The organism is Paenibacillus sp. CAU 1782 (assembly GCF_054551715.1).
This window is the reverse complement of the sequence record NZ_JBTOLL010000001.1, coordinates 1,376,505-1,400,648: the sequence shown is the minus strand read 5'-3', so window position 1 is coordinate 1,400,648 and position 24,144 is coordinate 1,376,505. Positions and strand designations below refer to the sequence as shown.

At 49.8% G+C, this 24,144-nt stretch carries 24 protein-coding genes and 2 tRNA genes; 18 read left to right on the top strand and 8 right to left on the bottom strand.

Annotation, left to right across the window (positions count from 1 at the left end):
- Positions 1–45: 45 nt before the first annotated feature.
- From ACX93W_RS06900 to ACX93W_RS06885, 4 genes are all read left to right on the top strand, one after another.
- Entirely contained in the window at positions 46–366 is a 321-nt protein-coding gene (locus ACX93W_RS06900; protein WP_459391552.1) for a hypothetical protein, read from the top strand.
- A 503-nt stretch (positions 367–869) separates the two neighbouring features.
- Positions 870–1,079, top strand: coding sequence for a hypothetical protein (locus ACX93W_RS06895; RefSeq protein WP_459391551.1), 210 nt, complete (start codon positions 870–872; stop codon positions 1,077–1,079).
- Between the two features lie 80 nt (positions 1,080–1,159).
- Positions 1,160–1,633, top strand: coding sequence for a TFIIB-type zinc ribbon-containing protein (locus tag ACX93W_RS06890; protein WP_459391550.1), 474 nt, complete (start codon positions 1,160–1,162; stop codon positions 1,631–1,633).
- 165 nt (positions 1,634–1,798) lie between these two features.
- Positions 1,799–1,885, top strand: a tRNA-Leu gene (locus ACX93W_RS06885).
- Positions 1,886–2,216: 331 nt separating this feature from the next.
- On the opposite strand, the gene ACX93W_RS06880 is transcribed toward ACX93W_RS06885, so the two are convergent.
- Positions 2,217–2,504 (bottom strand): hypothetical protein, encoded by a 288-nt coding sequence (locus ACX93W_RS06880; protein ID WP_459391549.1) that lies wholly within the window; start codon positions 2,502–2,504, stop codon positions 2,217–2,219.
- On the opposite strand from ACX93W_RS06880, the gene ACX93W_RS06875 reads away from it, so the two are divergent.
- Positions 2,494–2,709: a hypothetical protein gene (locus ACX93W_RS06875; protein WP_459391548.1), complete on the top strand. Its 216-nt coding sequence runs from the start codon at positions 2,494–2,496 to the stop codon at positions 2,707–2,709. The two genes, ACX93W_RS06880 and ACX93W_RS06875, sit on opposite strands and share 11 nt — an antisense overlap.
- Before the next feature lie 3 nt (positions 2,710–2,712).
- On the opposite strand, the gene ACX93W_RS06870 is transcribed toward ACX93W_RS06875, so the two are convergent.
- Positions 2,713–3,798, bottom strand: coding sequence for a M24 family metallopeptidase (locus ACX93W_RS06870; RefSeq protein WP_459392027.1), 1,086 nt, complete (start codon positions 3,796–3,798; stop codon positions 2,713–2,715).
- A 180-nt stretch (positions 3,799–3,978) separates the two neighbouring features.
- Here ACX93W_RS06870 and ACX93W_RS06865 point away from each other — a divergent pair.
- The 4 genes from ACX93W_RS06865 to ACX93W_RS06850 all read left to right on the top strand — a co-directional run bounded on the left by ACX93W_RS06865 (position 3,979) and on the right by ACX93W_RS06850 (position 8,107).
- A tRNA-Leu gene (locus ACX93W_RS06865) sits at positions 3,979–4,065 on the top strand.
- Between the two features lie 214 nt (positions 4,066–4,279).
- A complete protein-coding gene (locus ACX93W_RS06860) occupies positions 4,280–5,206 on the top strand; it encodes a methyl-accepting chemotaxis protein (protein WP_459391547.1) in 927 nt (308 codons plus the stop codon).
- A gap of 207 nt (positions 5,207–5,413) precedes the next feature.
- Positions 5,414–5,812 carry a BlaI/MecI/CopY family transcriptional regulator gene (locus ACX93W_RS06855; RefSeq protein WP_459391546.1) on the top strand — a complete coding sequence of 133 codons (399 nt, stop codon included), beginning with the start codon at positions 5,414–5,416 and terminating at the stop codon, positions 5,810–5,812.
- Between the two features lie 36 nt (positions 5,813–5,848).
- Entirely contained in the window at positions 5,849–8,107 is a 2,259-nt protein-coding gene (locus tag ACX93W_RS06850; RefSeq protein WP_459391545.1) for a M56 family metallopeptidase, read from the top strand.
- Positions 8,108–8,262: 155 nt separating this feature from the next.
- On the opposite strand, the gene ACX93W_RS06845 is transcribed toward ACX93W_RS06850, so the two are convergent.
- Complete coding sequence (locus tag ACX93W_RS06845) at positions 8,263–8,802, bottom strand: NADPH-dependent FMN reductase (RefSeq protein ID WP_459391544.1); 540 nt, start codon at positions 8,800–8,802, stop codon at positions 8,263–8,265.
- A gap of 197 nt (positions 8,803–8,999) precedes the next feature.
- Here ACX93W_RS06845 and ACX93W_RS06840 point away from each other — a divergent pair, with 197 nt between their 5' ends.
- Together ACX93W_RS06840 and ACX93W_RS06835 are read left to right on the top strand one after the other, a co-directional pair.
- The gene (locus tag ACX93W_RS06840; protein ID WP_459392026.1) at positions 9,000–9,842 is read left to right on the top strand and encodes an SDR family oxidoreductase; all 843 of its coding nucleotides are present in this window, start codon (positions 9,000–9,002) and stop codon (positions 9,840–9,842) included.
- Between the two features lie 93 nt (positions 9,843–9,935).
- Entirely contained in the window at positions 9,936–10,394 is a 459-nt protein-coding gene (locus ACX93W_RS06835; RefSeq protein ID WP_459391543.1) for a GyrI-like domain-containing protein, read from the top strand.
- Between the two features lie 10 nt (positions 10,395–10,404).
- On the opposite strand, the gene ACX93W_RS06830 is transcribed toward ACX93W_RS06835, so the two are convergent.
- Positions 10,405–10,980, bottom strand: coding sequence for a TetR/AcrR family transcriptional regulator (locus tag ACX93W_RS06830; RefSeq protein ID WP_459391542.1), 576 nt, complete (start codon positions 10,978–10,980; stop codon positions 10,405–10,407).
- A 176-nt stretch (positions 10,981–11,156) separates the two neighbouring features.
- On the opposite strand from ACX93W_RS06830, the gene ACX93W_RS06825 reads away from it, so the two are divergent.
- The 3 genes from ACX93W_RS06825 to ACX93W_RS06815 all read left to right on the top strand — a co-directional run bounded on the left by ACX93W_RS06825 (position 11,157) and on the right by ACX93W_RS06815 (position 13,566).
- Entirely contained in the window at positions 11,157–12,353 is a 1,197-nt protein-coding gene (locus ACX93W_RS06825) for an MFS transporter (protein WP_459391541.1), read from the top strand.
- Between the two features lie 115 nt (positions 12,354–12,468).
- Positions 12,469–12,897, top strand: coding sequence for an Rrf2 family transcriptional regulator (locus ACX93W_RS06820; RefSeq protein ID WP_459391540.1), 429 nt, complete (start codon positions 12,469–12,471; stop codon positions 12,895–12,897).
- 84 nt (positions 12,898–12,981) lie between these two features.
- Positions 12,982–13,566, top strand: coding sequence for an NAD(P)H-dependent oxidoreductase (locus ACX93W_RS06815; RefSeq protein ID WP_459391539.1), 585 nt, complete (start codon positions 12,982–12,984; stop codon positions 13,564–13,566).
- 126 nt (positions 13,567–13,692) lie between these two features.
- Here ACX93W_RS06815 and ACX93W_RS06810 read toward each other — a convergent pair whose 3' ends face one another.
- Positions 13,693–14,319, bottom strand: coding sequence for an FMN-dependent NADH-azoreductase (locus ACX93W_RS06810; RefSeq protein ID WP_459391538.1), 627 nt, complete (start codon positions 14,317–14,319; stop codon positions 13,693–13,695).
- A gap of 344 nt (positions 14,320–14,663) precedes the next feature.
- On the opposite strand from ACX93W_RS06810, the gene ACX93W_RS06805 reads away from it, so the two are divergent.
- The 4 genes from ACX93W_RS06805 to ACX93W_RS06790 all read left to right on the top strand — a co-directional run bounded on the left by ACX93W_RS06805 (position 14,664) and on the right by ACX93W_RS06790 (position 20,092).
- Positions 14,664–16,358, top strand: a complete 1,695-nt coding sequence (locus tag ACX93W_RS06805) for a methyl-accepting chemotaxis protein (protein ID WP_459392025.1) — start codon at positions 14,664–14,666, stop codon at positions 16,356–16,358.
- Positions 16,359–16,480: 122 nt separating this feature from the next.
- Positions 16,481–16,858 carry an ArsR/SmtB family transcription factor gene (locus ACX93W_RS06800; protein ID WP_459391537.1) on the top strand — a complete coding sequence of 126 codons (378 nt, stop codon included), beginning with the start codon at positions 16,481–16,483 and terminating at the stop codon, positions 16,856–16,858.
- Positions 16,830–17,342, top strand: a complete 513-nt coding sequence (locus ACX93W_RS06795) for an SRPBCC domain-containing protein (RefSeq protein ID WP_459391536.1) — start codon at positions 16,830–16,832, stop codon at positions 17,340–17,342. Before ACX93W_RS06800 ends, ACX93W_RS06795 begins: the two co-directional genes overlap by 29 nt.
- Positions 17,343–17,566: 224 nt before the next feature.
- Positions 17,567–20,092, top strand: coding sequence for a beta-mannosidase (locus tag ACX93W_RS06790; RefSeq protein ID WP_459391535.1), 2,526 nt, complete (start codon positions 17,567–17,569; stop codon positions 20,090–20,092).
- A 410-nt stretch (positions 20,093–20,502) separates the two neighbouring features.
- Here ACX93W_RS06790 and ACX93W_RS06785 read toward each other — a convergent pair whose 3' ends face one another.
- The 3 genes from ACX93W_RS06785 to ACX93W_RS06775 are packed head-to-tail and all read right to left on the bottom strand — an operon-like array spanning position 20,503 to position 24,127.
- Entirely contained in the window at positions 20,503–21,540 is a 1,038-nt protein-coding gene (locus ACX93W_RS06785; RefSeq protein WP_459391534.1) for a protein-glutamate methylesterase/protein-glutamine glutaminase, read from the bottom strand.
- Positions 21,541–21,572: 32 nt separating this feature from the next.
- A complete protein-coding gene (locus tag ACX93W_RS06780; protein WP_459391533.1) occupies positions 21,573–22,397 on the bottom strand; it encodes a CheR family methyltransferase in 825 nt (274 codons plus the stop codon).
- Positions 22,394–24,127, bottom strand: coding sequence for a methyl-accepting chemotaxis protein (locus ACX93W_RS06775; protein ID WP_459391532.1), 1,734 nt, complete (start codon positions 24,125–24,127; stop codon positions 22,394–22,396). The genes ACX93W_RS06780 and ACX93W_RS06775 overlap by 4 nt, the downstream gene beginning before the upstream one ends.
- Between the last annotated feature and the right edge of the window lie 17 nt (positions 24,128–24,144).

Genomic DNA, 24,144 nt, shown 5'->3' with positions numbered 1-24,144 from the left:
TTTGGCTTATAATAGAGGTTAAGTGATCGAGGGGAGGCACAAGAGATGGGGGAATTGTCACCTGATTTTATTCAGTTGAAGCTGGCCGATGCCAAAACGCATTTTGAACGGGCATTGGATTGCAAGCATACGGAGTTTGACGACCTATATCCTTATATGATTGAACATCCGCAGTTTTTCTGGTATAAACGTTATGTTGCGTGGTCGGAGTTGCTGACGATTGTCAAGTTGTGCGAAGAGCTCTCCATGGAATGGCACGATCAGTTTTCCGAAAAACAAGTCGACTATATCGGCAAGCGAGTTATGTCGTCCCGAGTGTTGGATGAATGGTATGAAACCAATGATTCCAAAGAGCATGTGGGCTGAGAAAGTGCAAACTGCCGGTTAAAATGAATAATCAGTAATTATTGAAACGGACCTCAATGTCTTGCGTATGCAAACATTGGGGTTTTGTTGTCACACTGGGATGGAATCCCGTACTTGCGAAGTCAGTTTGCTCCGCAAACTTAAGCAGATGCTTACGAAGTAAAGTTTGTCCTGCAAACTAAAGCGGATGCTTACGAAGTCAGTTTGCCCTGCAAACTTAAGCAGATGCTTACGAAGTCAGTTTGTCCTGCAAACTAAAGCAGATGCTTACGAAGTAAAGTTTGTCCTGCAAACTAAAGCGGATGCTTACGAAGTCAGTTTGCCCTGCAAACTTAAGCAGATGCTTACGAAGTCAGTTTGCCCTGCAAACTTAAGCAGATGCTTACGAAGTAAAGTTTGTCCTGCAAACTAAAGCGGATGCTTACGAAGTCAGTTTGCCCTGCAAACTTAAGCAAATGCTTACGAAGTAAAGTTTGTCCTGCAAACTTTTTAGGAGGAATGTTATGGTATCCGAGGAGCAGTTGGATCAGTTTCGCCAGTCGGGCGAAAAGGTCAGAGTAGTGAGAGACGGGATGGAGAGCAATGATGTGCTGGGCATCGTGGTGGCCTGGGATGACTCTTCCGTCGTGATTCGCAAACCCAGCAGACGGGTAGTTAAACTTAGCCGTTCCTATCGGTACCTGTCGGAGTCCGAAGAGCGGCCGTCCGTATAATCGCTGTTAAAACCTTTTAAACTATGCCTATAGGTTAGAGGTCAATAGCCCGTTTTAACTATCGAGAGGAGTGTGGCGTTATGAAGTGTCCGGTTTGCAATGATGTGCGCATGAGGGAAGTCGTTAAGGATGACGTATTGATCGATGTTTGTCCGGACTGCAAAGGCGTCTGGCTTGACCGTGGCGAGTTGGAAAAGCTGATGCAAGGCGTTCGCGAAGTGCGCGATGATTACGAGCGGCTGGAACGCCAGGCGCATGAGCCGCCTCCGCAGAGCAATCCCGGAATAGGGGCGCCTTATAATACGCCCTCCCAACCGCCGCAAGGGAGCGGTTATCCTAACCAGCAGCCTGGCGGCTATGGACAAGCCCCGCCAAACAGCGGGTATCCGCAAGGCAATCCCGTCCAAGGCGGTTACGGTCAAGAGCATTACGGAAAAGGCCAATACCAGAACGACCACTATGGCGACAAGGGAAAATACGGCTACGACAAATATGGCAGACCGTATAAGAATAAAAAAAATATGCTGGATGTTTTGGGCGATTTGTTCGATTAAAGACAATCCGGTATAGACGGAGACGGCTACGTATACGCTGGCAGAAAGGTTTTGATAACAACCTTTCTACCGGCGTTTATTCCGCAGACATCATAATGGGATGTTGTGGGATGTTGACGCAGTCGTGAATATATGGTAAATTATTATTTGTTGTCACAAACATATGCGGTCGTGGCGGAATTGGCAGACGCGCTGGATTCAGGTTCCAGTGGTAGCAATACCGTGGAGGTTCGAGTCCTCTCGACCGCACCATCTTGTAAATAACAGGGCTTGCAGCTGCTCAGAGCGGTTGCGGCCTTTTTTGTTTTGAGAACACGTGGAATATTTGAAATTCGTGGAATTCATGAATTCGTGGAACCCATGAGTTCATGAATTTCGCCAATATGGAGCCGGTAATGGACACCAATGTCCGTTACTGGCCCAAAAAGGTGACATCATGGTGTGTAACGGTCAAAAATGTCCGTTGTATCCCCAAAAACCTCATAATTCGCGTTTTTTCTGCTGTAACGGTCACCAATGTCCCTTACCAATCAAAAATGGCCCGAAATAGCGTGCTAACGGCCATTTGTGACCGTTAGCCACATCAAAAATGTTGTCTCCAACAAGTAGTGTTGCACTCATGCCGCGTTGGAATCCCGCACCTCGTAGTGAGCGCAGCGTCGTCGTGCGCGGCAATCAGCGCGGCGTCGTGCGCGGCAATCATCGCAGCGTCGTGCGCAGCAATCAACGCAGCGTCGTGCGCAGCAATCAACGCAGCGTCGTGCGCGGCAATCAGCGCGGCGTCGTGCGCGGCAATCATCGCAGCGTCGTGCGCAGCAATCAACGCAGCGTCGTGCGCGGCAATCAACGCAGGCAGCGTCGTGCGCAGCAATCAACGCAGCGTCGTGCGCGGCAATCATCGCAGCGTCGTGCGCAGCAATCATCGCGGCGTCGTGCGCAGCAATCATCGCGTCGTCGTGCGCGGCAATCATCGCAGCGTCGTGCGCAGCAATCATCGCAGCGTCGTGCCAGCAATCAGCGCAGCATATGAACAGGCATTAGCCTTGAAAGATGCTGCGCACTTGGCGGCGGGATAGTAACTATCCAAGAATCTGCAGCTCTTTTGGGTAACTGGTAAGCACTTCGACTCCGTTAGCGGTGACCAATACGTCGTCCTCGATGCGGACGCCGCCTGCCCCGGCGATATAAATGCCTGGTTCGATCGTAAACACGCAGCCTTCTTGAAGAAGGTCGAAGTTTTGACCGTGCAAGGAAGGATATTCGTGGACATCGATGCCCAGTCCATGCCCAACCCGGTGCATGAAGCGTTCCCCATACCCGGCAGCTTCAATGACTTCGCGCGCGGCGCGATCAATATCGGCGCAAGGTCGGCCCGGCTTTACGGCCTGGATTGCGGCTAGATTTGCGGCCAATACGGTGTCGTAGATCTCTTTCAGTTCGGGAGAAATATCGCCGAAGGCAAAAGTACGGGTAATGTCCGATGCATATCCATCGGCATATACACCCATATCGAACATCAGCAAATCGCCGTGCTGAAGCTTGCGGTCGCCAGGCGTGCCGTGGGGCAAACCTGTTTTTGGCCCGGACAATACCATCGTATCAAAGGAAGGACCCTCAGCCCCCAGCTTTTTCATGCGGTATTCCATCTCGGCGACAAGCTCGATTTCAGTTACGCCTGCTCGTACATGAGACAATCCCTGAGTGAGAACCTCCTGGATTAAAGTGATGGCGCGGCGGATGCGGGACACCTCTTCCGGAGTTTTTTTCACGCGCAACGAGCGGAGCAGCGAACCGATGTCGGAGAAAGCAATGGAGCCAAGCGCAGCGGTCAGCTGTTCGTAGCGGGAGACAGTAACGTAGTCTTTCTCCAGCCCCATTGACTTCAGCTGCCCCCGATAGCGATGAAGCAGAGCATAGGGATTATCCGTGTCGGAGTGGGTGGCGATATTTTTGACTGAGGAAGCGGATGCGGCGTCTTCGGCGTCGAGAGCGGGCACAATCAGCAGCGGCTCTTGGCCTGGAGCCAGCACTAATCCAAGAAAACGCTCATGCGGATTGCTTGCAAAACCGGTTAAATAATAAATGTGTTTGGGATCGGTAATCAGCGCGGCGTCAAGGCCTTGTGCCGTCAGACCGGCTTCCAGACGGGATAATGGAGATTCAATCATGACAGGAGTATCCACCTTTCGTTCTTATGTATCACTTTCTATTATAGGAGAAGATGGGCGTATGACAAAATACCGCTGGAAAAAGGATTTATTTTCATGCTGCCGCATGTAGTGGTAAAAAAGAGTTGACGGGCTTCGGCGAGATATGGTATATTATTTTTCGTTGAAACAAATTATGCGGTCATGGCGGAATTGGCAGACGCGCTAGATTCAGGTTCTAGTGTCAGCAATGACGTGGAGGTTCGAGTCCTCTTGACCGCACCATACCCTGCATATAAGCTTCCTCGTCCAGTGGCGATGGAAGTTTTTTTGTTGCTTGATTGTGAAGAAAAGAAGAACAAGCTTGTAATGTTTGATAAATTGCTTTACTATTAGTTAGTTAATGGATGTCTAGTCTGCCATTCAGTTATTATTCTAGAACTGGGAGATACTCCAGGGACTCGCACCATGACTATTTCCTAGTAAAGAGGGATGCCGAATGTTAGAACAAAAAAGGGATATTCCGGTTAGCACCCAGGTGTTGAATGAGTCAGCGGTTTTGGCGGCTATTGAAAATTCGTTGGCTATGATTGAATTTGATTTGCAAGGCAAAGTGCTTTGGGCAAATCATCATTTTGCCCAGGCGATGGGATATGAATCGACGGAAATGCCAGGTATGCTTCACAGGCAATTTTGCACGTCTTCGTTTGCGGACAGCCCGGAGTATGTGGAGTTTTGGCAAAAGCTCAACAGCGGGCGGCCCATTCAGGAGAAGATTTTCCGCGTTCATAAAAATAAACATTTATTGTGCTTTGAAGCTACATATACACCGGTGTTTGATGAAGAAGGCACCGTGCGGGGCGTCATCAAAATCGCTACGGATATAACGGAACGGGAAGAAGCCGTCAACGAGGTAACAAAAGGTTTGATTGGAATGGCTGAAGCTTTATTCGACCGAACGGAGGCAGGTATTTCCAGCAATCAAGAGATTGAAGTGGCGATGGAGCGGGTAGTCCAGAGCGCAAATGAAAATATGCAATCGCTGGATATGCTGAAGGAAAAGGTTCATGCCATGCGCGGGATTCTGCAATCCATTAAGGAAATTTCGTCCCAGACGAATTTGCTTGCCTTGAATGCGGCTATTGAAGCGGCTCATGCCGGCGAATACGGGCGCGGTTTTAGCGTGGTTGCCGATGAAGTTCGCAAGCTTTCCAAGCAGGTCGAGCTTGCGGTAAAAGAAGTTAACGGCAATCTGGAGGCTGTCACGGCGCAGGTTGGCGGTATCGCCAAAGGGACTTCCTTGTCCCAGAATGCGATAAAGGAAAACCGTGACCGGATACAGCAAGCCGTGGACGGCTTCAAGGAAATTGGCAAAGCGGCGGAGCAGCTTGAGCTGCAAGCCAAACAATTTGCCCAATTAGTTTAATTATCATTACTGCATATAGGGACTTCTTCTATCAGACTCGTCGTTGCTCAGGCAACGGCGGGTTTTTTTTGTGCGAAAAAGCGATCCGAATAAGGTTTTGTGAAATGCTGGGAAAAAATCAATTGACTAATTAGAATTACAAATGTAATATTAATAAAAGAAAATGAATTTACAAATGTAAAAGTTTAAGTCGGAGGAGGTGTACTTATGGAGGGAATCCCTAAAATATCGGAATCCGAGTGGGAAATTATGAAGGTGATCTGGAAGAGGAACCCCGTGACTGCGGAGCAAATCATGGAGCAGCTTCCGGAGGAGATTCAGTGGAGCGATCAGACGATCCGAACGTTTATTAACAGACTTTTGAAAAAAAGCGTCATCGGTTTTACGAGAACAGGCAGAAGCTATAACTATTTCCCTCTTTTATCGGAAAAGGACTGCGTGATGGCGGAAAGCCGCTCCTTTATTAAACGTGTATTTGGCGGCGTTTCAAATTTGCTTGTCACCAATTTTTTGGAGGAAGCCGAATTGTCCCCAAAAGAAATTCAGCAGCTTCAAAAAATATTAGAAGAAAAACAAAAGAAAAACGATGATGCCCCACATTCCTGATCCGGCGGCACGCTTGTTCCGAGAGGAAGGAAGAACATGGAGATGTTAGATAGCGCGTTCAAATGGTTTCTATTTTCAACGCTTGGGGGCAGCATAACCATTTTGGTTGTCCTTGCAGCAATTGGTTTGTTTCGTCGCCGGATTTCGGTTAGGCTCAGGCATGTGCTTTGGCTGATCGTATTGGTTCGATTGCTGTTGCCGGCTTTTCCAAGCAGCCCGGTCAATCTGTTTCAACTAACGAATATCAATCTGGGGCAGATGTTGTCGTTCGCCCCTTATTTTACGAGTAACGTAGAAACGGAAGGAGCTTCGGAAGCTATACCGCTTGCGCCTCTTATAGGTGGAAGGATCAAGGAAGCAGAGGAGTCGCCTCCATTCATTGAAAGCTTGTCTGCCGGCACACTCCAGATGGAGGAGAAGGCGATGCGAGGTATTATCTTTACCATGTTTTCATGGCTCTGGATTGCCGGTGTCGCAACCATGCTGGCCGTTATTCTGAGGCATTGGTGGAGATTGAAGACCATTTTTAGACAAATGCGGCTTATTGAGGAGGCCCGTCTGGTTGACATCCTGGAGGAATGCCGAGTCAAGCTAGGGATAAAAGGGCGGATCGGGCTTTATACCGGAGGAGCTGCTACGTCTGGCCCGTTTATATATGGCGTGTTCCGGCCCAAAGTGTATCTCCCGGAGGTATTGTGCCAGTCGCTAAACGGTGAGCAGTTAAGCCACGTTCTTATGCATGAATTGGCGCATCGCAAAAGATATGATGTCCTATGGAATTGGCTGGGGAGCGTTGCATTAGCTATTCATTGGATGAATCCGCTCGTATGGCTGGCGATTAAAAAAATGAAGGCCGACCGCGAGCTTGCTTGCGACGCTTGTGTACTGAATGCACTTGGATCGCGTGAGGTGCTGCCATACGGACAAACCATCCTTGAGGTGCTCAGAGCGTTTGCTTCCAGGCGCGAACAAGGGCAAGTGATAGGCTTTTCCGGGGCGGGCGCCCGCAAGCAGCTCGAAAGGAGATTAATCATGATCAAGGATTTTAAGAAGGGCTCGTATAAGCTTACCGCAGCTTCGGTATTATGCGTTATTGCCATTTGCGCAAGTACGCTGACCAATGCGGCAGCGCCTGCTCCTGATCGTCAGGCCGAGCAAACATTAAAGAGCAAGCCGGGTGAAAATACTGTTTTATTTGAAGCATCAACAGGATCGCGCACTTATAATAATGTGGAAAAAGCAGTTGCTGTTGCGGATTTTTCGTTTAAAATCCCGGCGGCAATTCCGGATACATACCGGTTTGAATCAGCCTCCCTATCGATGGGTCTTAATAAAGACGGGGAAGAGGGGCTGAATCAAGTGATAATCGTATTCCGAGCTACGGGAGACCAAAAGTACGATTTGAACTTGACTGCCGAGTCGAGAGGGACGGATATTGAACAAGCGTATGCTGCTATGGAAGAAAAAGAGAAATTTAATGCTAAAGAGTCTGATGTCGAGCTTCAACTCTCAAAGCAGATGGAAAATGTAAATGGGATGGATATCTTGAAAGTAGAGGTAAGCCGCGGGAAAGCGAACTACGTACGATACCTGTGGCAGGATGAGGGGATTCAATACGTGATGGGGCCATTCGGGATAGAAGAAAACAATGAAGCCTCCGCACTGATTGCATCCATGGATAAGCCGGAGCTCCCGTTATCGGACAGGCTTGTCAATAAAAGCTTGCTTCATGCAAAGATTTACGACACCGACGATATTTCCAGGGGAAGGGATGCATTGGGCTTCACGCCTAAATTTCCGCTTCATGTGTTAGAGCGTTATTTTGCGACTGACGCCAGCTATACGACGATGGTTAACTTTGGGTATGCAAACAACGAAGCTGATCGGGATCAACGGGTTTTATCGATCGGGTATGCTCCGCTGGATGTTGATGCTGGGAATGGCGAAGCGGAGCCAGGAGCCGAAGAGCTTCAGAGATTTAGCTTCAAACAAATAAAAAACAGCGGCATTATCCGGGAGTTGAAAAACAGCGGCGTTGCTTCTTTTCAAAGAATCGACAGGCAACGCTTTACGGCCCCCGTGTCTATGGTAACGCTAGAGGGACAAGAAGTGTACCGCACGGAGCCTTACAAAATCGACGGCGAACTCAGCAGTGCGGACGAACCGGATTTTACGAGTTATTTTTGGCAGGAGGACGAGGCGTTGTTCCAGGTCCAGTTTGTTGGCAATGGGGGCAGCGTGATGGATGAAATCGTTGCCGCTTTGATTTTGCAAAATCCCGTTGATTTGAATTAACGTGCCAGAAGGAGTAGGAGTTATGGGCAGAACTTGGCTGAAAAGCCTTGCTTACTGGGCGTAGCTGCTGTGGATAAACAACAAGGAAAAACCGTCAATTGCCGCGAGAGGGCAGTCGACGGTTTTTTATGTTCAGTCACTTATGTCGCCGTATGTTAAGAACGAATGGTTTTGAGCGCCCCGCTCCAGGCCAACACTTGATCCAGCATGCCATTAACATTGGTCAAATGCAGATCGGCAGGTTTGAACACGCCGTTTTCGAAATCGGTAAACAGCGAAAATGCGGGATGTACACGCACATCGGCAACGGACAACTCGCCCAAAATGCCGCGAAGATGCTCTGCTGCACGCGCGCCGCCTACGGAACCGTAGCTGACAATGCCTGCCGCTTTGTTGTTCCAGGCATCGCGAGCATAATCCAGCGCATTTTTGAGAGCGGCGGTAATGCTGTGATTATATTCCTGAACGATAAACACAAATCCGTCTAAACTTGCAAGCTTGGTGTTCCAGGCTGCAGCCTGCTCCGAAGCATCGGCTTCTCCCAGCAGAGGAAGACGGTATTCAGCGATATCTACGATTTCATAGTTCGCATCTCCGCGTTCATCTGCAATCTTTTTGATCCATTCTCCGACTTGAGGGCTAACACGTCCTTCACGCGTACTGCCCAAAATAATTCCGATGTTTAAGTTGGACATTCCAATTGCCTCCTCATGAAATAAATGGGTTTACTCCTAGATTATAAGCTTTGGTCAAACAAAAATCAAGTAACTCACTTAAAGTTTGTTTTGTGAAATATGTAAACCAAACGCTCTTGTTTCCTCTGAAATTATGTGTTCAACTTAGAGAGTAGGAAAAACAATCCATCAGGAGAGGATGAAGGCATTTGAAGGATATGAGTGGAAAAATTGTGCTTGTAACCGGCGCAAATGCAGGGATGGGGCTGGCAGCGGTTATTGAACTTGCCAAAGCGGGTGCGGAGGTTGTTATGGCATGCCGAAGCAAGCAGAGGGGGGAAGAAGCGCGAGCGAAGGCATTAGCACAAAGCGGCGCCGCCCATATCGAGCTAATGCTTTGCGATTTGGGCAATTTTGCAAGCATCGCTTCTTTTTGCGCCTTGTTTGCGGAGAAGTATTCGCGGCTGGATGTGCTCATCAATAATGCCGGCGTTGTCTCCCTTAAGCGAGAATTAACGGATGACGGCTATGAAAGCATGCTGGGCGTCAATCACCTTGGCCATTACTTGCTGACCAACAAGCTGCTTGGTCTTCTTCTGGCTTCGCCGCAAGGGAGAATTGTTGTCGTGTCCTCAGGCGCCTACAAGATCGGCAGAATCCATTTCCAAGATATCAATTTGCAGCACGGTTTTAATGTGGCGAAGGGGTATTCCCAATCCAAGCTGGCTAATATTTTATTTACCAGAGAGCTTGCACGCCGATTGGAAGGCAGTAAAGTAACGGTTAATTGTTTGCATCCTGGCGCTGTCGGGACGTCGCTTGGCGTTAATCGGGATACAGGGTTTGGCAAAAGCATGCATGCCCTGCTCCGGCCGTTTTTTCTGACTCCGCTGGAAGGCGCTGAAACGATGCTGTATTTGGCGAGCTCTGAGGAAGGCGGCGCTTCAAGCGGGAACTATTACTACAAGCGGAAGCGGCAAAAGCTTTCCGCGAGGGCGCTCGACGACGAAGCGGCAAAACGATTGTGGGACTGGAGCGAGGAACAAATTAGAAAACTGTGATAAATATTCCAGAATTTTTCGAAGACTTGTCTTATACTGGTGAAAGCGTTATCCACATAACGTTAATTTCCAATCCAGAGGAGAAGATGGTCAATGGAATACGTTCGGGTATTAGAAATTCCTCCTTGCAAAATGGTTTCATCGCAATGCGGCATGTTTGGCGACGGCAAGCTTGAAGCATTCGACGAGTGGTTCAGTACATTGGAGCGCGGCATCTATCCCAAAGATTTTTTGTGGCAGGACAACGAACGCGGCGGCTTTGTCTGGTATTATGTCCACAGCGAAGGCCTGCAGGTTCCCGACCAATTCGAAATCGTGGATTTTCCGGGCGGCTTGTACGCAGTTGCAAGCGAAATCGACGGTCAGGACAGCACGGACACCATTGCGGCAATCAAGCAATTTATTAAAGAAAAAGGCTGTTATGCCGAGGATGATTCACGTGTCTATTTGGGCACCATCCCAACGCCGCCGTCTGCAGCTAAAGCGATGGGCTACAATCAGATGGAATATTTTGTGCCCATTAAATTGGTTGACAAGCCGCACTTGACCTGACCGTGGCCTGTTAGGGCCGAAAACCTTTAAAGGCTTCATCTACAATGGATCTGACGTATAAATCGTCAATGGGTTCGCCAGTGACAAGAAGGCGGTAGAAAATGGGACCGTACAGCAAATCAACGCTTAATTCCTTGTCCAGGCTTTCCCTGAGCTCGCCCTTCTGAACGCCCCGCTCCAACAATTGAACCGCCTCCAGCCGGCGCGGCATAATATAACGTGTCCGATAAGCTTCGGCAAGCCCGGCGTCCATCTGTCCCTGGCCGATGATTTCCGTAATCATTTTTCCTTCGGCACTGCTCATAAACCGGCATAGCCCTGACGCGTGGGCATAAACGTCATCAACTGCCGAACCGCAATCCGGCAAGGGCAATCTATCCGCCGCAGCGGCAAAAAAACCGTCCATAATAACGGCCGCTTTATTAGGCCACCATTTGTAAATACTTGCTTTGCCAACCCCCGCGCGTTCTGCGATTTTTTCGATTGTAACGTTTTCAAATCCGCTTTCAAGCAGCAGCTCATAGGATGCCGACAGAATGTTTTCTTTGGTTTTTAAGCTGCGAGGCCGTCCTCGTTTGGCATTCACATTCTTTCCCCTCCCTATAAAACGATACGTATAGTATACAAAAAGAGCGGCATAAAAGAAAAGGAAGCCGCTGAGGAGAATTTGGCTATTTACAAAACGATACGTTCAGTATATCATAATGGCATAATTACTGAACGAAACGTTCAATAAATAGAGGGTGATAAGGAGTGAATGAGATGTCCAAAACGGAATCCGCAAGCAAAACCATTACAAGCGGCATGATTATTTTATTAGCTGCAGCATGCGGCCTCATCGTTGCAAATTTGTATTACGCTCAAACCTTGATAGGGCCGATTGGCGCCGATACGGGGCTTTCACACTCGGCATCGGGACTTATTGTTACCTTAACCCAGATTGGATACGTTGCAGGGTTGCTGTTTATTGTGCCATTAAGCGATATGGTGGAAAATAGGATACTTGTTGCTGCTTCGCTGGCCCTTGCGGTGATGGCGCTGCTTGGTGCGGCTTGGTCGCCGAATGCAGCTCTGTTTTTGCTCTCGTCGCTGCTGATCGGCCTTGGTTCGGTTGTGGCCCAGGTGCTTGTGCCGTTTGCTTCTTATCTGGCTCCTGAGGATCAACGCGGCCGCGTCGTGGGCAAGGTCATGAGCGGATTGCTGCTTGGCATTATGCTGGCGCGTCCTGTTGCCAGCCTGGTTGCCGATGCATGGGGCTGGCGCACGCTTTTTATGGGTTCCGCGGCAGTTTCCGCGCTGTTGGCTGTTTTTCTGATTTCTGCGCTTCCAGCCAGACAGCCCGCTGCGGGCGGAAGTTACGGGAAGCTGCTTGCATCCTTGCTGGTTCTGCTAAAGAAGACTCCGGTGCTGCGGCAAAGAGCCTTGTATCAAGCTTGTCTATTTGGAGCTTTCAGCCTTTTTTGGACGGCGGCGCCGCTTTATCTGGCTGATGTCTACGGCATGTCGCAGAAAGGAATTGCCCTTTTTGCCCTGGTCGGTGTGGGCGGCGCCGTAGCGGCTCCAATCATGGGACGTTATGCCGATAAGGGATTGATTCGTCCGCTTACCTTTGCGGCGCTTTTGACAGCTGTATTATCGTTTGCGGTGCCAGCCCTATTCCCAGGAGGAAGCAGCTTCGGTTTGATTCTGTTGTTCGTTGGGGCTATTTTGCTGGATATGGCGGTTTCGGGAAATCTGGTGTTGAGTCAGCAAGCTATCTATTCGTTAGGAAGCGAAGCTAGGGGACGTCTGAACGGGTTGTTTATGGCCATCTTTTTTATCGGCGGCGCTCTGGGATCATTTCTTGGCGGGTGGTCTTATGCGCAAGGCGGCTGGGGATTATCGGTCTGGGTTGGCTGCGCAATGCCGCTTTTAGCGCTGCTACTATTTTTGAGCGAACGTCCAAATAAAGGGGAATAAAACTGATAATCCGCCTGCGAAATTGTTGAACGTTCATTCTGGATAGGGGGATGGGAGTTTGTTGACTTCTGTTTGACTCAAGGATACAATGACGGAAATGAGAGGGGGTGCTTGCATGATCAGCAGCAGAATGACTGTTGCCGCGCATATCCTATCCATGGTTCATATCTTTGAAGGGCAGGTCACAAGCGAATTTATTGCCTCCAGCGTGAATACAAATCCAGCCGTTATTCGTAAACTAATGAGTATGCTGGGCAAGGCGGATCTCATCGAATCTCGCCCCGGCGTTACGGGGATTCGGCTGTTAAAGCCCGTTTCCCAAATTACGCTGCTTGATTTGCTTCGTGCAGTTGAACCGCCAGAGAAACAGGATTTGTTCGCCATACATCAAAACAGTAATCCTAAATGTCCGGTTGGCCGGAATATCCAAGATGTGATGCATGTTTCGCTTCATCAAGCGCAATCGGAGATGGAACGGTCCTTGGCGCAAACTACATTGGAGCAAGTCGTACAAGAAATTCAAAACCGTGAAAAAATGGTTTGACAGCTTTTAATGTAACTAGTATAGTTACATTTGTAAGATCAATGACATCGCGCTATGTAAAAGCACAAGAGGAGGCAACTTAGTATGAACGTTCTGGTTGTATATGCACATCCCAATGAAGGAAGCTTCAATGAAGCTATTCTGAAAACGGCGGTTTCCGCCCTGGAATCGAAGGGACACGAGGTTGTCGTTCGCGATTTGTACAAGCTTGGATTTAATCCTATCTTGTCGGCGGAGGATTTGGCCGCATTGCGCGAAGGACGAGTGCCAAGCGATATTGCCGCGGAACAAGAATACATTACAAAAGCGGATTTGATTACCTTCATCTATCCAATTTGGTGGACCGGATTGCCTGCCATTATTAAAGGATACGTTGACCGTGCCTTCTCTTATGGATTTGCTTATCAATACAATGAAGCGGGCGGCATCGACAAGCTGTTAAGCGGCAAAAAAGGGGTTATTATCAATACGCATGGTTCCCCAGGGGAGTATTACGACAGCGTTGGCATGACGGATTCGCTTAAACAAACATCCGGCACAGGCATTTACGAATTTGTCGGTATCGAAGTGACTGAGCAATTGATTTTCGGCGGCGTAAACGGTTATTCCGATCAAGCCGTATTGAAGCAATATCTGTCTCAAGTTTCCGACAAGCTTGGTTCCCTGTAAAGGGTTGTTTATAAAGCCTGATTTCCATTGACAGAACAAACACTGTTAAAGAAAAAAATCGCCCCATCCTTCCGGTAGCGGAGGGATGAGGCGTTTTTTTCTTATGCAGATATAGCGGCTGGTTTATTAGAACGAAGCAGCTGCTGTTGCTGTTCTTGCAATGCCGTCTGCAACGATTTCGGCAGTACGGTCAGGGTATTGGTTGTGGCCTTCCGTTACGATCACTTCAGGGTTTTGAATGCCCAAAAGGTTCAGAGCCGTAGCTACGTATTTAACAGCTACTTCGTAAGGCTGCATTTGAGGCAAGCTGTAGTCGCTGCCGCGAGCGTTCAACAGAAGCACTTTTTTGTCGCCAGCCAGACCAACAGGGCCTGCTTCTGTGTATTTGAAAGTAACGCCAGCTTGGGAAATGTAGCTGATGAAGTTAACAAGCGGAGCCGGAACAACCGTGTTCCAAGTCGGGAATGCAAATACGACTTTTTCTGCGCCCAGGAACAGGTCCAAATATTTTTTAACTGTTGCAGCCGCTTGAGCTTCCTCAGCAGTTGGCTCGAAGCCTGCATTCAGCTTGTAAAGGCCAGTCATAGCCACATTGCCGTAGTCAGGAAGAGCTTCTTTGAACAAATCAAGCTCTGTAACGTTGTCGCCAGGGTGGCTTTCCTTGTAGCTTTTTACAAAAGCGTCGTACATTTGAACGCTGACAGCCTGATCAGAAGGACGATCGTTTGCTTTAATAACCAAAACGTTTGCCATAATGTGATTACTCTCCTCTAGGTCTCTGTTTGCAGGCTTTCATAACGTTATGATGAAATCGATAAGGTTATGATGCTAAATCAACACATGTCGTTAATCCAACCTGTATTGCTTATAGTAAACAGGATTGTCCATTTTAGCAACCATCAAAAAACGAAAAGTATCGCTTAAACAACAAAAGCTGAATTGTGTTGGAAAGTATAATAAAATGTCGCATGAACGCAACAAATATTTTGGTGTTTAGTATGATATAAATTACAATGGGCCCCCCTCCGGCCCCCTTATAATGGAGGATAGGCATCATGCAGACAAAATACATAAGGGGAAGGGATTAGGTGTTCGGCATGGGATTGGCTCATAAAATTACATCCGCCATCATCGGGCTTTTGATGCTGGTAGGCACGGCAATCGGCATTTTCAGCTACAGCACGGCCTACAGGCAGGTCGAGGAGGCTGTCGGCATTGAACTCGTTGGTTGCGCTAACATTACGACGGGCCTGGTCAGTCCGGGCGATATTGAAGCGTTGCTAAAGGGAGACAGCTCCGGACTTGCCGCTCTGGAGGAGCGGTTGAACTGGACTGTGGATCACAAATCATTATTCAAGGAAGTTTTTATTCTATCGCTAGACGGTACCATTATTGCCGCCGATCAAAATCTGAAAGCTCGCGGATACAAAGCCGGCGACACCTTCTTTTTTGACCCCGACGCTCAAGAAATGATTAAATCCCTCAAACATTCCATGTACTCCAGCGTTTTTACCTTCGATAACACCAGTCTCATGACCGGGTACGGCCCCATTTATCAGGATCATGATCCCAATAAAGAAATTGTGGCTTTAATGGCGATTAACTTTGATGCATCCATTATTCAGGAACGTACGATGGACATTGTCAAAATACCGTTTATGATAGGAGCGGCTGTATTTCTTGTTGCCGCTGCGGCCGTTTATTTCTATATTCAAATGAGGATTAAGCCGCTGTCCGCATTAAGCGCGCAGGTGCATCGAGTATCTTCAGGCAATCTTACCGTACAGCCGCTAAATTATCGCAGCAGGGATGAAATTGGCTCCTTAGCCCGGGATTTCGACGAAATGACTACAAATCTTCGAACGCTGATCGTGGAGGTTAATGAGGCATCCGGCCAGGTGGCCGCCTCGTCGGTGCAGTTATCCGCCGGAGCGCAGGAAACGGGCCGTGCGAGCGAGCAAACCGTCTCCATCATCCAGGAGCTGACGGATGGCGCCGAGCAGCAGCTTGACCAATTGGAGGCGAGCTCGGACGGCATCCATCGAATGTCGGAGCATTTGACAGGGATCGCCCGTAATAGCGGACATGTTTCCGAGGTAGCCGCCCACTCTGCAGCGCTTGCAGACGAAGGCGGCAGGGCAATTACATTAAGCAATGAGCAAATGGTCATTGTGGATGACAAGGTCGCCGCTTTGTCGGCTATTGTACATGAATTGAACAGCCTGTCGCATGAAATCGAGGGTATTCTGGATATCATAACCAATATTGCAGGCGAAACCAATCTGCTAGCGCTAAATGCCGCTATCGAAGCGGCCCGAGCGGGTGAGCATGGCCGGGGCTTCGCGGTTGTCGCTGCTTCTGTCAGAAAGCTGTCGGAGCGGTCGGCAGAATCGGTAGGGCAAATTACGATACTTGTTGGCCAAATATTGCGGCAGATGGAGAATGCAACTACAACAATGGAAGAAACAAGTTTGGAGGTGGCCCGAGGGACAGAGCTTGTTCGCAGCGCCGGACAAGCTTTTGGCGGCATTGGGCAGTCGGCAGGCCAAACGATGCTTGCGATTGAAGAGGTTTCGGAGAGCGTAGGCAGTTTATCGCAGCAAGCCGAGAAGCTGGCAAAAGCGATGGAGAGTCTGGTCGATATCGCCAATACAACGGTTGGCGGCGCACAAAATATGTCGGCTGCATCGGAGGAGCAGCTTGCGGCAACCGAAGAGGTGGATGCTTCTGCCGCCATGCTCTCCAGCCTTGCCGAAAAGCTTCAGGCACAGGTCGAGCGGTTCAAAATATAATGGCTTCTTTAAATATTCCTTTACGGGAATATTCCCCGTGTGGTATATTTCAGGTGAGGCAGCGACGGCAGTTTTAATGATGCTGTTGCGGCATCGGGCTTTGGAGGAAGGAGAGAGTGGGAATGAACGCAAACATTTTCCAGGCTTTATCCGATCCGAGCCGATTGCGCATTGTTGAGCTGCTGCTGAGCAGCGCGATGACCGTAGGGGACATCGCGGTCATGCTTGGCATTCGTCAGCCCCAGGCATCCAAGCATCTTCGGACATTGCTGGATTCCGGTCTGGTGGAGGTCAAGGCGGAAGCCAACCGGCGAAGGTACATGTTAAGAACCGAACCGCTGCAGGAAATGGATCAGTGGCTTGAGAGCTACCGCACCTTGTGGGAAGAGCGATATGATGCGCTCGACTCATATTTGCAGCAGCTCAAGGCACGGGAGCAAACAAAACATGATATCTCGGAGGGATTGCCAAATGGGAAACAAACTGAAGCTGAAGGTTGAAGGCACGCTGCTGACTCTGGAAAGAGAGTTCGACGCGCCGAAGGAACTGGTATTCGAAGTGCATTCCTCTGCGGAGCATCTCAAGCAATGGTGGGGACCGCGCGGCTGGGAACTGACGCACTGCAGCATTGATTTTCGTCCGGGAGGCGTCTGGCACTACTGCATGACCTGCAAGGATAAAAATCAGGGTGAATACTTTGGCATGGAATCATGGGGCAAAGGCATTTACAAGACTATCGACGCTCCTAATGAAATACAATACACCGATTATTTCTCCGATGCGGAAGGCAATATTGCGGAAGGTATGCCTCCATCCCAGAATGTATGGGAGTTCAAGGCGCTGGAAGGCAACCGCACCTTGCTTGTTAACAAAGCGCGTTATGAATCGGAGGAGGCGATTCGCCAGGTGCTGGAGATGGGCATGGAGCAAGGCATTGACGAAACACTCGACCGGCTGGATGAATATTTGCAATCGTTGCGATAGAACAACAACAGCGGCTGCCCTGCGTGAAAAGCGGGGTGGCCGCATTTTTGCTGGATTCCCGTTATGATTTAGTAAGGGGAAGAAACAGGGCGGCCTTAAGGGTTGTTTGGGTAATCGGTTTACGTCGCGGCTTTCTTTTGATATAACGGAATAGAAGGGAAAACGCTTTCGGTTAACCCCGACCAATTACGGCATATACAATGTGCGGGAAGCGAGTTGCGCCAATGGAACTGAACAGACTGTGGAGACTTCAGGGATTTGATGTAGGACAAGCAAAACCGCTTGAGATGGCTTCGCCGGGACTTGATGACCGATTCTGGATAACAGCGGCCGTGCCCGGCGACGTGCATACGGCGTTGATGGAGCGCGGATTGATCGATCATCCGTATTTTGGCCACAATGACGCAAAAAGCCGCTGGGTAGAGGACAAAGAGTGGTGGTACCGCCTCCAATTCGATTATGAGCTGGAGCAAGGCGGCCATGAGCGCCATGAGCTTGTGTTTGATGGACTTGACACCTTTGCCACGGTTTACGTTAATGGTCTGGAGATAGGCAAAACCGATAACATGCTGATGGGTCATCATTTTGATGTCACCCGGGTGCTGCAAAACGGAAAAAACTGCATCGCGGTAAAATTTGATCCGCTTTTTCTTCATAACAGGGACAAGCTGCAGTTTCAGTGGTCCTCCTATACAAAAGAAAGGCCATGGCTGCGTAAAGCCGCCATGAACTTTGGTTGGGACTGGGGTCCGCGCATGGTAACCTCCGGGATATGGGGCAAGGTTTCGTTAAAGCGCTACAGCGGGGCCAAGCTGAAAAACGTGCGTGTGCGCAGCACCTCCATTGAAGAACATAAAGCTGTGGTAACAATAGACGCGGAGGTCAAGACGTATGCCGGCAAGAGAGAGGGGCTGGAATGCGCCGTTTCAATCCTGGACAAAAAAGGCCGCGAGGTTGCGTCTGGAAATGCTTTAGTCCAAAAAGGCAGCGCTTTCGTGGAGTTGGCCGTGGACAATCCTGAGCTTTGGTGGACTCATGATTTGGGTGAGCCTTATCTTTACCGGGTGGAAACGGAGCTTCGCAGCGAAGGCGGCAGCCTGGATCGTCATTCCGCGTCAATCGGCATCCGTTCGCTGGAGCTTCAGCTTCAAGAGGAGGATGGCAAACCTTCTTTTGCTTTTGTGCTGAATGGAGTCAGGCTGTTTGCAAAAGGGGCAAACTGGATCCCGGTGGACCACTTTATCGGGGCGGCTCCGGATCAGCGATACAGGGACCTGGTCAAGCTGTCCGTCGATGCCAACATGAACATGCTGCGCGTATGGGGCGGAGGCATTTACGAAAAAGATGTTTTTTACGAGTCATGCGATGAGTTAGGCGTGCTGGTCTGGCAGGACTTTGCGTTTGCAAATGCCTTGTTTCCGGATTTTAACCGCGACTTTATGGACAACGTGCGCCGCGAAGTCCGCTATAATGTGCGTCGGCTGCGCAACCATGCGTCTCTGGCGCTTTGGTGCGGCAATAACGAAATCGATTGGCTCTACGATATGAAGTCTTCCGGCGGCGATATTACGTGCCCTTTCTATGGTGAAACGATTTACCATGAGCTCATTCCGGAGGAGCTCGCGGCGCTTGACGGCGAGCGGCCTTATTGGCCTTCTTCGCCGTTTGGCGGCAATGACGCCAATGATCCCGAGATTGGCGACCGCCACAACTGGCAGGTTTGGCATGGCTCCGTCTACCCGCGACGTATGGGGGAGGCGCCGCTGCTGGACTACAGCATTCAAGGCGTCACCTTCAAAAACTATAAAAAGGATTTTACGCTTTTCAGCAGTGAATTCGGCATGCATGCTTCCGCCAATCGCTATACGCTGGAAAAAAATATTCCGGCCGGCCAGTTTTATTGGGGGAGCGTGGAGATGGCGTACCGAAACAAGGACACCAACCATCAAAAAGGCATATTGCTGATGGAAGGCTACACCGGCATCCCGCAAAACATTGAGGAATATATGAATTACTCCATGCTGACGCAGGCGGAAGGCTTAAAGTACGGTATCGAGCATTACCGGCGCAACAAGGCTCGAACAAGCGGCGCTTTAATCTGGCAGCTTAACGATAGCTGGCCAGGCACCAGTTGGTCGCTAATCGATTACGAGCTGCTGCCGAAAGCTTCGTATTTCTACGCGAGAAAGTTTTTTGCCCCGCTGCTTTTGACGTTGGAGCATGAGCCGGGCGAGCCGCTAAAGGTTTGGGTGGTAAATGACCATTTGAATGATTTTAACGGAACTGTGAGATTGGAGGTTGCCGATTTTGGAGGCGAGAGCTTATTTGCTGCCGAATTTGACGCCAAAGTGGGAGGCAACTGTGCGGTATTGATCGGGAGTGTTAATGAAAGCGAAGTGTTAGGCGGAATGGACGCATCCGCCGTTTTTGTTACATTGACGGCTTCCACGGACAAAGGAGAAGCTTTGGACGAACTAACCAATATCTATTATTTGCGCGATCACAAAGAGCTTCAACTGCCGGTCGCACAGCTGGAGTTTAGCGTGGATACGGTGGAGCAGACGGTTACGGTCAAAGCCATGAAAGGTTTGGCGCGTCTGGTGAAGCTGGAATTACCGCTTGGCAATGTCAGGTTCAGCGACAATTTCTTCGACCTTGCAGCAGGGCAGCAAAAAACCATTCATTTGTCGCTGCCAGGGGGTGAGGAGCAGCGGATCGCCGAAGTGCGAGTATCAGCAATCAACAGCTGAATAACCACTCCTTTTTGGAGAGCGATATGCTCCGAGTATCAAAGATGCCCCGATTGAGACACTCTCAAGATCGGGGTGTTTTTGCTATCTCCTTAATAGCAGACTTAAGACAATAGGCGCATAGCTGCAAATCTCAACCTATAGTTTTTGGTGCTGCCATGTGACTATCTCCGTCGGAAAAGCAGGTAACGTACATGATGCCTTTGCTGCGCAAAGCATTTTTGCATTGCTCTACCAGTTGCCGCCGCCCTTCTGAAAGAAACAAGTGCAGAAGATCGTAACTTGACACGTAATCATCAATAGTACGTAAAAAAGGATGCCTCCTCCCATTGAGACATCCTTTTTGATATAATTTCCTATAAAGTGACAATCGTTTCTTAGGTCCCTTGAACATTGACAACATGGGGACATCAGATTAGGGACAGGAGCGTTTGACCCATTTTTGAAAGGGGGATTTGTTTCTCGGCAGCCCCGAGTTCAAAAGCGGCCTTAGGCATGCCGTAAACGACGGATGAGGCCTCGTCTTGAGCCAATGTGCGCGCTCCGCGCCTGCGCATGGCGAGCAATCCTCTGGCTCCGTCATAACCCATTCCTGTCAGTATAATGCCAATGGATGCACTGCCAGCTTCTTTGGCCACCGATTGGAATAGAACATCGATGGAGGGACAATGCCCGTTGACCTTGCCCCCTTGAAAACAACGGATCTTGAATGAGCTTCCTGCTTTGACAACGTCCATATGGTAATCGCCGGGAGCGATGTACACATGTCCATGCTGCACTAAATCGCCATCTCGCGCTTCCCGAACCGTAAAAGGCAAAGTGGCGTTCAAGCGTTCGGCAAACATGCGCGAGAATTGCGAAGGAATGTGCTGTACGATTATGATTCCCGGCATGGCTGATGGAAGGGAGCGGAGCAACGCGTCGATCGCTTCAATTCCTCCGGTGGAGGCGCCTATTGCGATTAACGGCTCCTTGCTCCCGGATTTGTCCGCTCCTGCCGGAGAGCGGGACAATCCTGATTGGCCTTGCGCCTGCAGACTTCGGCGGACGGTTGAGCCGGCAGCGATTTTTATTTTTGTTATCAGCTCTTGAATAAATCGGCCGACATCCTGCGTTGATTTCATATCCGGTTTGGGCACAAATTCCACCGCGCCCGCAGACATGGCATCCAGAACCGCTTCGCTTGCCCCGCTGACAACAATGATCGGCAGCGGATATTGCGGCAGCAGGCGCCGGACAAAATCGATGCCGTTCATACGCGGCATTTCCACATCGCATAACATGACGTCGGGATGATAGTGCAGCAGCTTGTCCCTGGCATCAAAAGGGTCTTTGGCAGAAGGGACGACGGCAATAGCGGGATCTGTCGCGATGCCGCGGCTGATAACTTCGCGGTACAGCAAGGAATCATCCACAATCAGTACCTTGATCTGGCGCTTGGTCGTCACGCTGAACCTCCCGTCACGGCCGGTTAAACGGCTTATTCTTTTCGATAAACGGCGGGCCTTACATACCGGTAGCCGGTCAGCCGCGAATCCAGAGACTCGGTGTGGCTCATAAACAGATAACCTCCGGGTTCGGTAATGTCCAGAAAACGCCGCAGCAAACGCAGCTTTGTATCGGCATCAAAATAGATCATAACGTTGCGGCAAAAAACGACGTGAAACTTTTGGCGAAACGGAAATGAACCTTCCATTAAATTGAATTTTCGGAAGATCACTTCCCGTTTCAGTGAATCGACGACCTGGCAATCGCCAGCGGCTGTCCGGCTGAAATAGGAGCTGCGCCAGGTTTGCGGCAGTGCTTGCACTGCTTGCTGCGAATAAATGCCTCTGGCGGCTTTGGCCAATACAGCGGGCGACAGGTCAGTCGCCAGAACCTTTTTATCCCATTTTTCCATAATGGGCATGTTTTTGAAATAACGATCCAGAATCATCGCTATCGTATAAGGCTCCTCGCCGGAGGAGCAGCCCGCGCTCCATATGCGCAAATCGCGATCCGGTATGGTCCCGCATAACTGGGGAAGGACCTGCTGCTCCAAAAAGTGAAAATGCTCGGGCTCTCTCATAAAATAGGTGTGATTCGTCGTAATCCGTTCAACGAGCATCGACAAAGCTTCGCCCGTACGGTCAGCCTTCAAGTAATAAAAATAGTCGGTAAAGTTATCCATTCGAAGCTGCTGCAGCAAGGTCTCCAGCCTGCTTGCCAGCAATACTTTTTTCTCATCCTTAAGGTGAATGCCGCAGTTTGTTTTAATGTAATCCGCCAATTGCCGAAATTCACTGTGAGTAATGGCGAGCGTCATCCGTATTTTCCGAATTCGTTGTCACTCAACAATATACGGCCTGGTCCTCCGGCATTCCGGTCAGCGGCGATGTCGGGATATCCGTCATGCGCGGCGCTCCGATTGCGCTCCGACATGTTTTCCAGCAGGCGGACAATATCCGGGCTGAGCTCTTCAAGATCGCGGTAGCCGGAGCTGCGGCTGCTTTTGCGCAGGTTAAAGCGGCCAACCTGTTCCTTCAGCACTTCTGCCTGGCCGGCCAATTGCTCGCTAGCCGCGGCGCTTTCTTCTGAGGTTGCGGAGTTTGTCTGCACGACCTGAGATACTTGAATAATGCCTTGATTCACTTGCGAGATGCCTGCGGCTTGCTCGTTGGAGGCGTCCGTAATGCTGCCGACCAGGCTGGCGGCGCGGGTAATGCCGGTAACGATTTTGTCCAAGGCGGCGGCTGTTTCTCCAGCGATATGCATGCCGTCCTTCACTTTTTTGATGGAGCCTTCAATCATATCCGTTGTTTCTTTCGCAGCGCCTGCGGAACGCGCGGCGAGATTGCGAACTTCTTCCGCTACAACGGCGAAGCCTTTGCCATGTTGGCCGGCGCGTGCTGCTTCCACTGCGGCATTAAGGGCCAGAATGTTGGTTTGGAATGCGATTTCGTCAATCACTTTAATGATTTTGGAAATGTTTTCGGAAGAGGTATTGATTTCATCCATGGCGGTAAGCATACCTTGCATTTGCTGATTGCCTTGCAGGGCGTTGTCGCGCGCCTCTTCGGCAAGCTGATTGGCCTGAACCGCCGTATCCGCGTTGATGCGAGTTTGGTTGGAGATCTCCTCCAGCGATGCCGTCAGCTGCTGAACCGAACTTGCTTGTTCGGCCGCGCCTTGCGACAATACCATTCCGGTTTCGGAAATTTGCTGAGCGCCGGATGCAACTTGCTCCGAAGCGTTCTGAATGCTGAGCAAAGCTTCGTTCGTATTGCTCGACAGTTTGCGGAAGGCCGCAGCAAGCGTTCCTACTTCGTCCTTGCTGTTGATTTCGATATCGACATCCAGGTCGCCGCCGGCAATGCGGTCCGCCACTCTGATCAATTTATTGATCGGATTGCTAATGATGCGGGAGATAAAGATGCCCAGCATTAGCGCAACGGCAATGGCAAAAATAACGACAACGATCATCATCGTGACCGTATTATTGGATTGATTGGTTAATTCGCCGGACACTCTCAAGCCGCTGCTTTGCTTCTCCTCGAACAATTGGTTCAGCAGTTCGCTGACTTCATCGGAGATAGGCTGGGCTTTAGCCAACTCGTCGGTTGCTTCCGCCGTTTTACCGGCTATCGCCAGATTAATCGTTTCGTCGCGGATGATCTGGTATTGATCAAAATTATTTCTTAACGAAAGGAACACCGTGCGTGTGTTTTCGTTTATGATGCTGGTTTCAAACGCATTCAGAGCGCGGCTAATATCAGCATCACGCTTCTGGATATCCGAGAACAGCTTTTGCTTCTCCGAGCTTTGATCTGACATAACGATGCGCCGCACCGTTGCCCGGTTGTTTTGGAACAGAATGCCTGCTTCCCCCAAATTGCCGATGGATATGCCGTAATCAACGTACATATTGCTGTAATCACGATCAATATTTTTGAGATTCATTATGCCGATGACGCCAACTACGCCAGCCAGCAGCGCAACGAGAATAAATGCGATGGTTAGCTTCTTGGAAATTTTCATGTTGTAGATCCACTTCATTGGATTAGCCTCCCTGT